We start from the raw sequence: 14,798 nt of genomic DNA, 5'->3' as shown, positions 1-14,798 counted from the left end.
ATATAGGAAAGTTTTACATCATCTTGGTTCCTTTACTATTAACCAGTAGCTCAGAATTATCACTCATTCAAGTACAGCTCAGCCATGCCATCGAGCTTACTTTTTACTTCTTTCCAATGCGGCATAACACTCGTCAGCAAGCGCCAAAACTTCTCACTGTGGTTGTGCTCGGCGATGTGGCAAAGCTCATGCAGAATCACGTAATCAATACACTCCTTAGGAGCTTTGATTAGATGAGGATTGAGCATTAAATTGCCTTTAACGGAGCAGCTTCCCCATTGCTTGGTCATAGGTAGAACACGAAAACTAGGAATGTCTTTTACCCATGTGGCCTGAGGTAGTAGTTCAGATAAGCGTTCATGGAAAATCCGTTCAGCGCGAACTTTGTACCAGTTGCGCACCAATGCTCGAACCATGGCCGTTTTGTCATCGTTAAACCGAGTCAAGGTCACGAGCAATTTGCCACGAGTCATCTTCACCGAAGGAAGAGCTTCTTTGTCTTCTACAATTTTTAAAACATAGCGGCGACCAAGATAAAATTGCATTTCACCGCTAACATACTGTTTAGGTTGGACGTATTCCAGATGTCCACGAAACTCTTTAAGCGCTTCATAAATCCACTTGGCACGTTTCATTACTGCTTGGTGGATATCATCGCGCTCCGCATCTTCTGGAGATGCTACTACCACTTCACAGTTGGGATGAACCTTGATGGTTATTCTACGTTTCTTGCCTTCTAGGTGAGGCTTACGCACAACCTCATAGGGAACAGCCTCGTCGCCATAGACAAAGCTGTACTCCTCTTTGTTACGTTCTTTAGAGCTTACCGATGTCATTAATGGTGGCCTGCTACGCCAAGACGGGTAATCTGAATAACATCAGCAATAATTATCTTAGCTGTATCCATGCCAATGGCTTTAAACAATACAGGCAACAGCTTGCGGCGGATTTGGTTTTCAATCTCTTGTGGGTTGATTGAGAACTCAGCTACAGAAGCCGTAACAACATCATCTATTTGCATCGCATAGTTAAAGCGCTCATCTTCACTCAGGCTATTGCCTTCATCCAAGTGCTTTAGGAACAGACCAAAGTAAGCTTGCACATGGCGCTTAATTTTAGGGTCTAGATCTGAGAAGCGATCCGTTGGTATGCCGTCGACTTTACGCTCTTTCACTTGCTGTTCAAAATCAGCAAATAGCAGGTATTGCTTTACAGGCGCATCGAACATCTCTTTGGCTTGCTGGATCGCCTGTTTGAGCAGCTTCGAGAAATACTCTTGAGCATAAGGGTCATCGGCAAGATCTTGCTCAATCATCTTAGTCACACGGCCCGTGATTTTGTCTTTCTGGTTCCGCGCTTCATCGTCACTGAGCTGTTCTGGCTGGATGTTCTTGCCCATATTACCAACCAGATAAGCACCTTTAGACTCTTGGATCTCAACACCACCGATGTGCTTGTCTAACATTGTGCGGATGTTTTCAGCATATTCATCGTAATCAACCGTTTCCTCGGCATCTTCACGAACTTGCTTACGCAGTTCAGCCATGGACTTGAGTGTTTTCTTGTAGAGTTCACGTTTGTCATCGAAGCTTTTGTCTTCGAAGTATGTCGCCGATTGCAGCGCCACTTTTAAACAGTTAGAGAAAGCTGTTAACGTCGAATAAAAATCTTCTCGCTTTTTCTGATTGGTATCGGTGAGCTGTCCGTCAATAGTATCGATTTTTGGAGCAAGTACTTGGCGCAAAGCCGCACCGTCTTGTTTATTCGCCACTTCAGCAAAAATCGCCCAAAGTTCACTGTATAAACCCGGTAGTTTTTTGTATTCCGTATCCATTCGGCTATACAAACCTTTAAGGTCATCGATATCAAATCCACCTTGGGTACGCTCGGCTAAATCTTGGTAATCGGCGATAGTGGCATCTAGCTCTTTTAAAATACCTCGGTAGTCGATGAGATAACCAAACTCTTTCTTCTGATGCAGACGGTTAACGCGAGCGATAGCTTGGATTAGGTTATGCTGTTTAAGAGGTTTGTCGATGTAAAGCACGGTGTTTTTTGGCTCGTCAAACCCTGTCAGTAGCTTATCAACGACGATCATGATGTCTGGGCCATCATCGTGACCAAACTCTTCTACGATACGTTTGGTGTATTCCTTCTCATCTTCGCTACCAACGTTCTCTTTCCACCAGTTCTGTACCACATCCTTGCTTTCACCATCGACCGTATCGTGTCCCTCACGGGTGTCTGGCGGTGACATGGCAACAACCGAGGTCACTTTGCCAATTTGGTCGAGAAGCTTCTTATATTGGATTGCAGAGGCTTTTGAGTCACAAGCAAGCTGACCTTTTAAACCTTGGCGCTTAAAGTTTTGAAAGTGATCTGAGATATCGTGAGCGATAAGCTCAATACGGCCTTCGGTTTGATATATTTGGCCTTTTTGAGCGAACTTCTTCTTTAAGTCTGTGCGTTGCTTTTCGGTGAGCTTATCAGTGATGCGATCAAACCAAGCATCAAGAGCTTTATCGTTAGTGCTTAACTCGGGCACTCGCTCTTCATATAGCAGTGGGGTAACGGTTTTGTCTTCCACCGCTTGCTGCATGGTGTAAGAGTGGATGATTTTACCGAACTTGTTTTCAGTCTTGTCATCTTGTAGTAGCGGTGTACCCGTGAAGCCGATATAAGCCGCTTTGGGTAGGGCTTGCTGCATACGAATGTTGTTTTCACCGTTTTGGCTGCGGTGTCCTTCATCAACCAGAACAATCATATCAGGGCTGTCGTTGTAGCACTCTTCCAGTTCAATCGCGGTGCCAAATTTGTTGATGATGGAGAAGATAATACGCTCGTTACCTTTACCAATTTGTTCTGCAAGGCGTTTACCTGTGGTTGCCATGGCAGTTTTACGATCTTTTTCTGACAGCGCACCACCGGAGACAAAGGTACGTGCTAGCTGATCTTCCAAATCAACACGGTCAGTAACGACAACAACACGGCATTTGGCGAGTTCTTTAATCCAAATCAGTGCCTTGGACAAAAACACCATGGTAAAAGACTTACCAGAACCTGTAGTATGCCAAATAACACCACCATTACGTGCGCCTTTCTCATCGAATGAGGTAACACGTTCAATCAGGGCTTTAATACCGAAGACCTGCTGATAGCGAGCAACGATTTTCCCTGCTTTTTTATCGAATAGGGTGAAGAGCTGGGTCATTTCCAAAAGGCGGTCATGACGAAGTAGTGATACCAACAAGCGATCTTGGTCAGTCACTACTAATTCACCGCCTGCAATCAGCGATAGGTATTCATCACGTACTTTGGCAGAGCGGTGACCAAATAGCCGATCTAGTTGCGCTGGTGAAAGTGCCGTGTTTTTAAGACGTTCAAAAGTGGCATCGGTTATCTCTTCTTCCTTCCACTTCGCCCAGAATTTGCTTGGTGTACCACACGTACCGTACAAGCCTTCGTGTCCATTCACCGACATCAGCAATTGGCTATAGGCAAACAGGTGTGGGATCTCATCGACTTTTTGGTTGCGGATGTTTTGTGAAATACCCTCGGAAACCGTAGGCTTGCCTTCATGAGAAGAGTCAGGACGCTTGGCTTCAATCACCACCCAAGGTAGGCCGTTCACAAAGCAGACAATATCGGGAATACGATGACCCGTTCCATGAGCATTTTCTACTTCTAGCTCTTCGGTAAAGTGGAACTGGTTGTTCTCAGGCGTTTCCCAATCAATGACATTGATCGTTGGGCTGGCTTTCTTACCATTAACAAACTCGGTTACGCCAATGCCATAGGTCAGGGCGTTATACAGTTTTTCATTGGCCGCTTTCAGCCCTTCGTTCATAGCAGGGTTGGCAAGCTCATGGACAATTTTATCGATGGCCGCTTCTGATAGGTGATGATCTTTCCCCATGAATGAGTAGGTTTTGTGCTTGAGTACATCACGCAGTACATCAGGCAAAATAACGGTAGAAAGATTGCCACGCTTAAGGACACATTCGCTCGGAGGAATGAATTGATAGCCAAGGTTAGTCAGTAAAGTAAGTGCAGGTATTTTGGCGCTTTGCTCTTCTCGGAAGTTGGGTAAATTGCTCTTATCCATTCTTGTTCCCTTTCGTCGCCATACTCATCATCTCTGCCATCGGCATTTTAGGCCCCTGTTCTTGGCTTAAAAGTCCAGTCTCGGAGCGACTAAACAGTGCTTGTAAAACAATGTCGCGAGACTCTTTATCTATCTCCGACTCATGTGTTAGGGATAGGTACAAGTAAGTTAGCTGTTCTCGTTCTTCAGCATCTCTCATTAAGTGAAAAGAACTAAATGTCACTTTAGCTAACACCCGAACAATAAAAGTAAATACTGCTGCAATAGATCCAAAAAGGATCGCACCTTGGAGTGTGTTTAGTTTGAGCTTCAAATCTTGAGCGGATAACCAGTCTTTGAAGAAATCGACACCAACTACTAGAGCTATAACACAGATTGCACCAAGCAAAATTGCCGCAATAAAACCTTGAGTACGATATCTTTCTGCCGCAGTTTTCCAATACTCTGCTGGTTTTTTTAGACGTAACTTCTCTTCGTAAGTTTTCTCTAACTCAGAGATAGTTTCTGCCCAAGTATGTAGATGGTCATCAAACGATTTGTTTTGTTTGCGAATCGCTCTAGCATTTAACTTTTTATTGACTCGATGTAGTTTGGTTGAACTTACTTTTATTTCAGACCCCCACTCTTGAAAGTCAGTTTTTAGCTCCGATACTTCAGAAAACAACTCATCTTTTGAGTCAGCAAAAGCATTGCGCAGATGCCCAAGAGAGACTTTTTCACCATTTCTTCTTCTGGTTATATCGGAGGCTTGATTTAAGAACTCATAGCCTAATAAAGCTCCGTTAAATGCATCAATGTTGTTTTGATTCATCGTGACTTTGTTTCTAATTACAAGGTCAATAAAGGCTTTAGCAACATTAGGGTTATGTTCAAGGAAACACTGAATGTAAGGTTGGACGCTTGGATGCCCACTCCACAGCCAATGCTGTTGGAGTGGTACATAAACATTTTGTCGAAGTTGGTTTAGTTTTTGCTGAAGAGCGTTGTCATCCAATTGGTCAAGCTCATCTAACCAGTTTTCTATGTTTGTGGTAAGGGTATTCAAGTAACTGAACGAATTAACAGTCGCATCATTAAGGTTGTGCTTCGCTTTAATCGTTTCCGACTGCTCTTTCCACATATCTCGTTCTTTTTGAGCGAAGTCATAAAGGGATCGTAGGTTAGTAAACTCTTTACGGAAGCCTGAGATGTCGGTAAGAGTAATCTTAATATCTCTATCTGGGATCATACGACATTACTCCACATGGACGCGACGCTTACCCGTCAACAACTGTTGCATCAACGCCTTTTTCTCTTGCTTAAAGTGAGCAAGCTTGGCTTCGAGCGCTCCAATTTCTTTGTCAGCAATGGTGAGAACTGAGGCGATTTGTTGTTGCTCACCGATAGAAGGTAAAAGTAGATTCATTTTACCTAAATTTGTGCGAGAAACTCGACTCCTAGTAGAACCACCACACAGCGTCGATACAGTGTAAAGGGTATGATCTAGACTGAAGTAATAACTAAGATACTTTGGAGAGGACTTTGCTCCATCAACTCGCATGATGGTTACATCAACAGATGTAAGCATTTTTGCTTCCCCAATATCAGGAACAACGCAAGCTCGACCTGCTGGTTCAGCGAGTCGGCAAATCAATAAATCGTTAACCTTTACTTCATTACATTTCAACTCTATAAAACTGGTCTCTGAAATGAATTTCCTATTTTTGTTTTTAAAGCAGCCAACTCCAATGTTGCCTGTTTGTATTAAACGACAACCTGATTCAGCGATATAAGGCGACTCAATCCAATCACCATCAGTAAAGTTGCCTTTACCTTGTTTAGCTATAGAGGATAACGTAACCTCTTCCCACTTCCCGTCAAACGCCTCGCCCGTTTCAGGATTCACTAAACGCTTCTTACCCGTCAAAAGCTGCTGCATCAGAGCTTTTTTCTGTTGCTTACTGGTTTCAATTAACTTTTCTGTGGTGGCAATCGCTTTGTCCCAAGTTGAGAGGATTTTGGCGATTTTTCGTTGCTCTGGGAGCGGGGGAGTCAGTACAGGAAACTCTTTTAATTGCGTAGAATTGATACTTGCCAAATTTGTACTTCGTTTAGCACAACTCAAAAAATATGTTTTACCGTAATTACTACCTGATAATGCGCCTAAGAAGTACGGTAACAATACTTTCTGATTCGGACGCACAGCAAATACATGATTCTGATTAAGACATGGTGTTATTTGACCTTGCCATACATCACCACGCCCTAACTTGTCAAAGTCCCCCCCCTCAGTCATCAACACATCACCAACTTGCAATGAGTATCTTTCAAGCTGATGGCGTTCAATTTGGATAGTCTTCACCTCAGAAAGATCAATATATCCATCTTGTACGTTCGCTACTCTAAGGTATGGCACTTCAATAGGATCTTTTAAGCCTTTTTTACCTTTGGCTACGCCTGTTTTAATCTCTGCTACTTTCTCAAGAGGCTTCCTTTCCCAACCATTAGGCACCATAACCCAACTCCTCTAGGTAACCCGCCATTTCAGATTCAAGGTCAGCCAGTTCACTTTGTAGCGCCAAACGCTCACTACGCACAGCAACTAGATCAATTTCTTCCTCTTCTTCAAAGGTATCGACATAACGAGGAATATTGAGGTTGTAGTCATTCTCGGCAATCTCTTCGAGCGTAGCTAGGTACGAATATTTATCGGTAGTTTCACGCGCCTTGTAGGTATCAACAATCTTCTGAATGTTTTCAGGTGTTAATTGGTTCTGGTTCTTGCCTGATTTGAACTCACGAGAGGCATCAATAAACAGTACGTTCTTATCATCCTTTTGCTTTTTGAACAGCAGAATTGCAGCAGGGATACCTGTACCAAAAAACAACTTCTCAGGTAGACCAATTACGGTGTCTAGCAAGTTTTCATCAATTAATTGCTTACGGATTTTGCCTTCGCTTGAAGCGCGGAACAGCACACCATGAGGTACTACTACGCCCATTCTTCCAGATTGCGGTTTAAGCGTCTCAATCATGTGTGAGATGAACGCATAGTCACCTTTAGTCTTTGGCGGGATACCACGGCGAAAGCGACCGAAGTGGTCGTTGCCCGCATCTTCAAAACCCCACTTATCAAGGCTGAACGGTGGATTCGCCGTCACTACATCAAAGTGCAGCAGACCGCCTTCTTTGTCTTGCAGTTTAGGATTGCGAATGGTGTCGCCCCACTCAATGCGGTGGTTGTCTTCACCGTGTAGGAACATGTTCATCTTCGCCAGTGACCAAGTAGAGCCTATCGCTTCCTGACCAAACAGCGCGTACTGCTTTGAGCCTGAAAAATTGTTCTGTACTTGCTTACCGCACTTCATCAATAGTGAGCCTGAACCACATGCAGGGTCACAGATGCTATCGCCTTGTTGTGGCTCTAGGATGATAGATAGTAGATCCGATACCTCTGGTGGGGTATAGAATTCACCTGCTGATTTACCGCTGCCAGCAGCAAAGTGTTTGATGAGGTACTCGTAGGCGTTACCAATTACGTCCAGTGACCCAACGCGGCTTGGGCGCAGGTTTAGCGTATCTTTGCCAAAGTCTTCCAGTAAGTGGCGTAGAATGTCGTTTTTCTGCTTTTCATCACCCAACTTATCAGTGTTAAAGCTGATGTCTTGGAACACGTTCTTTAGCTTGGTGCCATTGGCTTCTTCAATCGCGTGCAACGCTTGATCGATACGAGACCCGTTACCTGCTTCGTGGCGAGATTCGTATAAGTCCCAGAAAGTAGCACCTATTGGGATTTGGAATGATTGAGTGCCCATCATCTCAGCGATTAGCTCTGGCTCATCACCGTACTCAGCTTTCAGCTCATCGTATTTGTCTTGGTGGACATCAGAGATGTATTTCAAGAATAACATGGTCAAGATGAAGTCTTTGTAGATAGATGGGTCTACTGTTCCTCGGAAGGTGTCACAGGCAGCCCATACGGCTTTGTTAATCTCATCTTGGTTGATAGGTGTGTGTGGCATAGTAGTACTGACTCAAAAATGCGCTAGTGATAATTGCCGAGATTTTAACACGAAATGTGTTGAAAATGATTGATATGTGTTGTGCTGCCTAGAAAAGTTAAATCACTAAGGGGGAAAGCCTTTTCTTCCCCCTTAGTGCAATATCTATCTAATCTGGATATTGCTTTGTCTTTGAATGGTTCGAGGCGTTTTGCCCTTTGGTACGCATGGAACGGTAAATGGTTCGTTGATGTTACCTGAGGCTGGTAATGGGATGTTATTTCCATCCTCATCCTTCTTGTAGCGTGCAACACGCCGAACGCTGATCTTATTGCCAGCGATTGAGATGCCTAGGTGCATATTCCAACCCTTAAATATTGCTGCTAGCTTGCACAACAACGCATAGGATGTTGACTCATGTACCAATGATTGTAGGTAGTTGCGCACTTGGTATTCAACATCCTCCTCAGACTCTAGACCTATGGAGGAGATCACTCTAGTTAGGTAGGACTCTGGTGTTAGAGGCAGCTCTTTTATCGGTAGCTCTACTAATTTTTTCTTTATGAGATAATGTGCAAACGCGTAAATAGCCTCAGAGGCTTGGCTTTCTAATCTGTGTCGTTTGACCACTTCACTGACAAATGCTACCGAGAGTGCCAGCTCGCTATTTTGTTCTACAAACGCGAGAATTTGTGCTGGAGCAAATGACGTGCCTTGTGTGCCTCGAAATGCAAATGGATTTCTTGTCTCTTCGAATGCCTTGGCAAGCATGGCCACACGCGATAATACCGAAGGGCTAACCTCAACCCCCGCCATTTCGAGAACTTGAGAGCGAGTTCGATTGTTACCTACATCAATGTGGGCAAATGAGAGATCATCCGTTACACCATAGGTGACTGGAGCAATAAATCCTGATTGAGATTCGCATGATGCCTCTAGTCGATGGTGTCCATTTAGGATCTCACCATCACTAGAGATGATGATGGGTTCTCCGGTCAGACACCATTGTTTGTTTTTCATCATCTCAGCATAAGCTTTTACTCTGGCTCTGCTGATTGTTCTATTTTTATGGTCTGGATTGATTGCACCTCGTCTAGAGTGTTGGAGCATATCGCGAGCTAACTCTGGACTTATATAAATATCAACGTGTTTTAGGCCAGTTTTTACGGTTTTGATCCCAGAGTAATATTTCGCCTTCTCTTGAAAGATATCTGTAACTAACTTTGGCGGCATGACTGTACTCGAATCGCCAATCAGATGTCGGGAACTTGCGAGATAGGTGGTTGGATTTGGGGTTTCACCAAAACGATCAAACAGTGTGTCGATAATTGATGCCTCGACATGTTCGTCAGAGATTTCATCTTGTTTAATTTTGGTGGCTTTAGTTGTCATAGGGCAATCCTCACAATGACGTGTGGCAATATAGTGCTCATTAGCAAAAATTGGTTTAATATCGAACTTTAATTATTGATCCGACATGCATGTCGGATCAAGTTTTGATTTTGTTCTAGAGTGGAATTGTCAGTTAAACAGGTCAAAGCATTTGAATCATATAGAGAATAAAATTAGTGGGGTTTTGGTTTCCACTGAAGGGCGAACGCACAAAGTACTCATCACTACTATGCCTACGGTTGAGTTAGCGAACTATTTTTCTACAGATAGGTTATTGCCCAGTCTTAATTGGGTTTCTGATGTTGCGGTAAACGCAAAAAATGCTGAGAGAGTGCAAGCCATTCAAAACCAACTTGAAGCGGTTGTTAATGAAAATGCGATAAGCGCACCGTTGGTATTGACGTTTGCAGTTGTTGGTAAGCCCCGTTTCGAGCGAGCCTCCCATCAACGCATAAACTTATTCTATAGTCCAACTAACACATGTGTAGTTGGTAACCCATTAGGGGTGGTTGCTACTTGTAAGTTGTTGGGACAAAAATCATTTCTATTCAGCTCAAGACTAAGTGTTAAGGAAGCTAATCAGCGCAGTGAGTTTCGACAGAGATTTGCAATGGAGCGTGTTGAGGTTCGAGTGATCTTTGATGACGAAAATGGCTTTGATGAACATCAGGTCGTTAAGTTATTTAAACAGAACCGTATTTTTGATGCTCCGATCAATCTTCCGCATATCAGCGAACGTGAAGTTTTGCTGTCAGAGGATCAGTTTTCCCTAAAGCGTCAGGTCGAGCAGCTAATTCAGCAAACAAGTCTCGATTCTTTTGGTGGTGTTAGTTTTGATTCTAGGCATGTGAAAAAGTCGGATACTCATATCACAACCCAGTACATTTTGTTTAAGTTACTTGTTGGTGCAGTGGCGGGCATTGGTACTCAGGAATACAGCAAAATGTCGAAGGATTTGACGCTACCAAATGGTGAGCAACTTTCTTCGGTTCTATCTCATGATTGTGTCAATCGAATCGCCATTTTTCTAAGAGCATGGTTAGAGCCACTGAAAAATGCATTTGTTGACGACCGTTCTGGATACCATCTGTCCCCACAAATTTGGCAGGCTATCGGTCTGACTTTTTATCACCTCAACCAAGATGGTGTCACCAATGACGACTTGGTTGCCGCAGGTAATACACTAGGTCAACTTGAATACGGCAAGAAAGCTAGACACTGGGAAAACTGTTCTGTCATGGATTTGGATGCTAGGGGGCGTATTTATAAAAACGCTGCTAGTTCAACTCGACTGTTTAGAGCTGGGTTAACTGATTATTTTGTACAGGTTGTGGGTAGTGGTGGACTACGCTAAAAAGGAACATCTAACTAAGGTAGCGACTGATTGAATGCTATCAGCTATGACTTAATGCTATAAAGATAAGCTGAATAGTTATGCAAGGTTTTATTATTCACTATTTTGAATAATTTTTCATTTAGGGATTGTTGAGAACAGTTGCCGAGTTAGCACACGAAATAATGATCATGGCACAGTAAAAGGTAACATTAATTGCACCAGTGGTGCAATTAATGAGGTGTGTGGGTTTGATTGCACTTTTATACAGAAAATCTAGGGCTGACTTATGTTTGGATGAAATTTCCACTCACTCACTCACTAGTTGGGGTTGAGATTAACCTAATATAAGGGTTCGAATCCTTCAGGGCGTGCCATTATTTAAAGAAACCCGATAACTCTCAGAGTTGTCGGGTTTTTTGCATTTCAGAGCGACTTAAAATTCTTTTTACTTGTTCTTCTGCGTACTTGTGTCGACTTCTGCTAAACCGCTACGATCTGTGGAATATATCGAAGTCCCAGCATCGTGCATCCATCTTCTAAGTAATTGTCCGTCACCACATCGAAACCGAATTTACCATAGTAGTCTTTAAGGTGTGCTTGTGCCGAAATAAAAATAGAGCAGTCAGGGTAAATCTTGCGAGTCGCATCGAAGCTCACTTGCATAAGTTGATTACCAACCTGTTTTCCTCGGTAGTCTTTTGCAACGATCACTCGGCCGATACACACATCGTCAGCATCTGAATCGAGTAGAGGAAGAACATCCACTGGGTATCCAAGCTTTTGAGCCATAATACGGCTGTAAGCGACCAGACGTTCGTTCTCATAACCCATGACGTGATAAGTCTCGGGATGGTTATCTTTGCCATCCAAATCACTGTAAGGCGTGTTCATATCCACGATAAAAATATCGACTCTTTGCTGCAAGAAATCATAGAGCTCTTGAACAGACAGATCCGCAAATTTTTTAACTCTCCACTCAATCATTATTCTTCTCCTTATTATTGTGGGCTACAACATAGAGAGTATTTAAAGCGAGTTCATTAACCTTTGTTAATTGGTCAATGTTACTGGTGAAAACGCCCACTTTAAAGCGACGCTCGTTTCCACTCATTATTCATTTCGTTCGACCTATGTAATAGAAAGTTAAAATTGTTCCTTTTTTGGGGTTTACATCATTTGGTAATAAAGCCACTATGAATTCACGAAGAATAGACAAGTAAAGCTGTTCACCAGTGGGTTTAGGAATCAAACCTTCTGCTCAATAGCTGATTTAGAGGAAGTAATGGCAGGAAACAGTATCGGACAACATTTCCGCGTGACCACGTTCGGAGAAAGTCACGGTATCGCACTAGGATGTATCGTAGATGGGTGCCCACCAGGATTAGAAATTACCGAAGCAGACCTTCAAAGAGATTTGGATCGTCGTCGCCCCGGTACTTCTCGCTATACAACGGCTCGCCGTGAAGCGGATGAAGTGAAAATCTTATCAGGTGTATTTGAAGGCCAAACTACGGGTACTTCTATTGGTCTATTGATTGAAAATACAGACCAACGCTCTAAAGACTATTCCGAAATTAAAGACAAGTTCCGCCCTGGCCACGCTGACTATACGTACCATCAAAAGTACGGTGTGCGTGATTACCGAGGTGGTGGTCGTTCTTCAGCTCGTGAAACTGCAATGCGTGTTGCTGCAGGTGCAATTGCGAAGAAATACCTAAAACAAGAATTTGGTGTTGAAATCCAAGCTTACCTTTCTCAAATGGGTGATATCTCAATTGAGAAAGTGGATTGGAACGAGATTGAAAACAATGCTTTCTTCTGTCCTGATGCCGACAAAATACCAGAATTTGATCAACTGATTCGTGACTTGCTAAAAGAAGGCAACTCGATCGGTGCGAAGATTCAAGTGGTTGCGACTAAAGTGCCAGTAGGCCTTGGTGAGCCAATCTTTGATCGTCTAGATGCTGATATCGCGCACGCTCTAATGAGCATTAACGCTGTGAAAGGTGTTGAGATTGGTGATGGCTTCGATGTTGTTAATCAACGCGGTAGTGAACACCGTGACCCATTGACTCCAGAAGGTTTCAGCAGCAATCATGCTGGCGGTATCTTAGGTGGTATCTCTACTGGTCAAGATATTGTGGCAAGCATTGCGCTTAAACCAACATCAAGCATCACTGTACCTGGTGACACAATCACTAAAGATGGTGAAGCAACGCAGCTAATCACGAAAGGTCGTCACGATCCATGTGTTGGTATCCGTGCGGTACCTATTGCAGAAGCAATGCTGGCTATCGTGCTGCTTGACCACTTGCTACGTCATCGCGGTCAGAACTTTGGTGTGACAACTGAAACGCCACAAATCTAATTCTGCTTCTGTTCATTCAGAATAGAATTGAAACTGATTTGATAAAAACAAAAAAGGGTTGCTTCGTAATGAAGCAACCCTTTTTCACATTAGCAGGATTATTCGTCCGGTTAGCGACTTTCGCCATAAAAGACCGCTAGCAACTTAAGGCTCCTAATCCATTAATGCACTGAGCTTTCAGGATCAAGCTGGAACGAAGGCAAACGCCATTTGAATCTTACCGCCGCCATGCGCAGCAAGTAACCAACTACAAGCGTCACAATGGTCGCCGTTACGTCGTTGATGCCAAGCTCAAGTAAACCTAGGTACAAACCTGAAGCGACAAGTGCGACAGAGGCATACAGCTCTTCATGCAACACCAATGGTGTTTGACGACAGATAAGGTCGCGTAATAAGCCACCAAAGACACCTGTCACCAGTGCAGATACCATGCAAATCATCGGGTGCAGACCCATAGTCATCGCTACTTTGGTACCAATGATACTGAATACAATCAGGCCTAAGGCATCTAAACGAATGAATAAGCCTTTCAGCTTGATTACCCATTTAGCCAGTCCGGTTGTAATAACACCTGCGATACAGGTGATTGCCAGATACTGAGGGTTTTCAACCCAACCTAAAGGGTAATGGCCAAGTAAGATATCTCGCACCGTACCGCCGCCAATTGCCGTTGCACTCGCAACCAACATTACACCAAACCAGTCCATTTTTTGTTTGCCAGCACTGAGAGCGCCGGTCATGGCTTCTGCCGTGATGCCAATGATATACAAAACACTTAGTAGCATTGCTGTAGCTCTATGATTTAGGTCTATAAATTTGAGTCTTATAGGCCTTAGGGATATAAAAATGAAGCGCGAGTGTAGTAGTAAAAATGCTTGTTGACGAATGAATATTTGTACCGTGAATGGGCGTTTCAGATTAGCTAAACTAATCATTCACCTTAAAGTGGTGTAATCTGGGAATGGCAATCGATTGTCACTGAAAAGTATAATGATGAACCTGATGTCATTACGCTTGATAGGGCTTTACCGAGCGCTTAAAAAAACGCAAAATGCCCCAGTTCTTTTTACTTAAATTTGATTTTATGACACACCAATATTCAGACATTATCGATATCTTCAATCAGACCTTTTTTGAAAGCTTTAATACCAAACTAGAGCTAGGGGCTGATGAGCCGATCTATTTGCCTGCTGATGACACTATCCCACATCATCGAATCGTGTTCGCACGTGGCTTTTACGCCTCTGCACTCCATGAGATCGCACACTGGTGCGTTGCTGGCCCTGAGCGTCGTTTACTGGAAGATTTTGGTTATTGGTATGAACCTGACGGTCGAACGGAATCGGTTCAAGCTGAGTTTGAAAAAGTAGAAATTCGCCCACAAGCGTATGAATGGATCATTGCGATGAGCGCAGGCTTTCCTTTTAATGTCAGCTGTGACAATCTACACGGCGATTTTGAGCCAGATCGTTTGGCCTTTATGAATAAAGTACACAGCGAAGTTATGGGTATCTTTGAAGTGGGCTTCCCGCCTCGCGTAAAAATGCTCTCTGAAGCATTACGCAGCTTCTACGGTGTAGAACCTTTATGTGCTAGCCAATTTATTGTGAAATAAGA

At 43.4% G+C, this 14,798-nt stretch carries 11 protein-coding genes; 3 read left to right on the top strand and 8 right to left on the bottom strand.

The features are described 5' to 3' along the window. Window positions 1-59: 59 nt before the first annotated feature. From L0992_11490 to L0992_11465, 6 genes are all read right to left on the bottom strand, one after another. A complete protein-coding gene (locus L0992_11490; GenBank protein ID XGB66338.1) occupies window positions 60-836 on the bottom strand; it encodes a M48 family metallopeptidase in 777 nt (258 codons plus the stop codon). Further along, window positions 836-4,105 (bottom strand): HsdR family type I site-specific deoxyribonuclease, encoded by a 3,270-nt coding sequence (locus L0992_11485; protein ID XGB66337.1) that lies wholly within the window; start codon window positions 4,103-4,105, stop codon window positions 836-838. The genes L0992_11490 and L0992_11485 overlap by 1 nt, the downstream gene beginning before the upstream one ends. Beyond that, window positions 4,098-5,225, bottom strand: a complete 1,128-nt coding sequence (locus tag L0992_11480; GenBank protein XGB66336.1) for a DUF6161 domain-containing protein — start codon at window positions 5,223-5,225, stop codon at window positions 4,098-4,100. Before L0992_11480 ends, L0992_11485 begins: the two co-directional genes overlap by 8 nt. Before the next feature lie 114 nt (window positions 5,226-5,339). Further along, window positions 5,340-6,599, bottom strand: coding sequence for a restriction endonuclease subunit S (locus L0992_11475; protein XGB66335.1), 1,260 nt, complete (start codon window positions 6,597-6,599; stop codon window positions 5,340-5,342). Next, the gene (locus L0992_11470; protein ID XGB66334.1) at window positions 6,589-8,106 is read right to left on the bottom strand and encodes a type I restriction-modification system subunit M; all 1,518 of its coding nucleotides are present in this window, start codon (window positions 8,104-8,106) and stop codon (window positions 6,589-6,591) included. The genes L0992_11475 and L0992_11470 overlap by 11 nt, the downstream gene beginning before the upstream one ends. 144 nt (window positions 8,107-8,250) lie before the next feature. Next, window positions 8,251-9,477, bottom strand: coding sequence for a chromosome partitioning protein ParB (locus L0992_11465; GenBank protein XGB66333.1), 1,227 nt, complete (start codon window positions 9,475-9,477; stop codon window positions 8,251-8,253). A gap of 151 nt (window positions 9,478-9,628) precedes the next feature. Between L0992_11465 and L0992_11460 the strand changes: the two genes are divergently transcribed. Next, window positions 9,629-10,831 (top strand): hypothetical protein, encoded by a 1,203-nt coding sequence (locus tag L0992_11460; protein ID XGB66332.1) that lies wholly within the window; start codon window positions 9,629-9,631, stop codon window positions 10,829-10,831. 462 nt (window positions 10,832-11,293) lie between these two features. On the opposite strand, the gene L0992_11455 is transcribed toward L0992_11460, so the two are convergent. Beyond that, window positions 11,294-11,797 (bottom strand): GNAT family N-acetyltransferase, encoded by a 504-nt coding sequence (locus tag L0992_11455; protein ID XGB66331.1) that lies wholly within the window; start codon window positions 11,795-11,797, stop codon window positions 11,294-11,296. Between the two features lie 298 nt (window positions 11,798-12,095). Here L0992_11455 and aroC point away from each other — a divergent pair, with 298 nt between their 5' ends. Then, window positions 12,096-13,181 (top strand): chorismate synthase, encoded by a 1,086-nt coding sequence (gene aroC, locus L0992_11450; protein ID XGB66330.1) that lies wholly within the window; start codon window positions 12,096-12,098, stop codon window positions 13,179-13,181. A gap of 161 nt (window positions 13,182-13,342) precedes the next feature. On the opposite strand, the gene L0992_11445 is transcribed toward aroC, so the two are convergent. Further along, window positions 13,343-13,966 (bottom strand): trimeric intracellular cation channel family protein, encoded by a 624-nt coding sequence (locus L0992_11445; protein ID XGB66329.1) that lies wholly within the window; start codon window positions 13,964-13,966, stop codon window positions 13,343-13,345. Window positions 13,967-14,265: 299 nt separating this feature from the next. Between L0992_11445 and L0992_11440 the strand changes: the two genes are divergently transcribed. Further along, a complete protein-coding gene (locus tag L0992_11440) occupies window positions 14,266-14,796 on the top strand; it encodes an elongation factor P hydroxylase (GenBank protein ID XGB66328.1) in 531 nt (176 codons plus the stop codon). The last annotated feature ends 2 nt before the right edge of the window (window positions 14,797-14,798 follow it).

The sequence above is a fragment of the Vibrio pomeroyi genome, from assembly GCA_041879425.1.
Classification (GTDB): domain Bacteria; phylum Pseudomonadota; class Gammaproteobacteria; order Enterobacterales; family Vibrionaceae; genus Vibrio; species Vibrio pomeroyi_A.
This window is presented reverse-complemented; position numbering and strand designations above follow the sequence as displayed.

Bases quoted from the DNA above. Each gene is read 5' to 3' on its own strand.
- L0992_11475 (XGB66335.1), bottom strand. From the start codon at position 6,599: ATGGTGCCTAATGGTTGGGAAAGGAAGCCTCTTGAGAAAGTAGCAGAG.
- L0992_11445 (XGB66329.1), bottom strand. From the start codon at position 13,966: ATGCTACTAAGTGTTTTGTATATCATTGGCATCACGGCAGAAGCCATG.
- L0992_11485 (XGB66337.1), bottom strand. From the start codon at position 4,105: ATGGATAAGAGCAATTTACCCAACTTCCGAGAAGAGCAAAGCGCCAAA.
- L0992_11465 (XGB66333.1), bottom strand. From the start codon at position 9,477: ATGACAACTAAAGCCACCAAAATTAAACAAGATGAAATCTCTGACGAA.
- L0992_11470 (XGB66334.1), bottom strand. From the start codon at position 8,106: ATGCCACACACACCTATCAACCAAGATGAGATTAACAAAGCCGTATGG.
- L0992_11480 (XGB66336.1), bottom strand. From the start codon at position 5,225: ATGTGGAAAGAGCAGTCGGAAACGATTAAAGCGAAGCACAACCTTAAT.
- L0992_11455 (XGB66331.1), bottom strand. From the start codon at position 11,797: ATGATTGAGTGGAGAGTTAAAAAATTTGCGGATCTGTCTGTTCAAGAG.
- L0992_11490 (XGB66338.1), bottom strand. From the start codon at position 836: ATGACATCGGTAAGCTCTAAAGAACGTAACAAAGAGGAGTACAGCTTT.
- L0992_11440 (XGB66328.1), top strand. From the start codon at position 14,266: ATGACACACCAATATTCAGACATTATCGATATCTTCAATCAGACCTTT.
- aroC (XGB66330.1), top strand. From the start codon at position 12,096: ATGGCAGGAAACAGTATCGGACAACATTTCCGCGTGACCACGTTCGGA.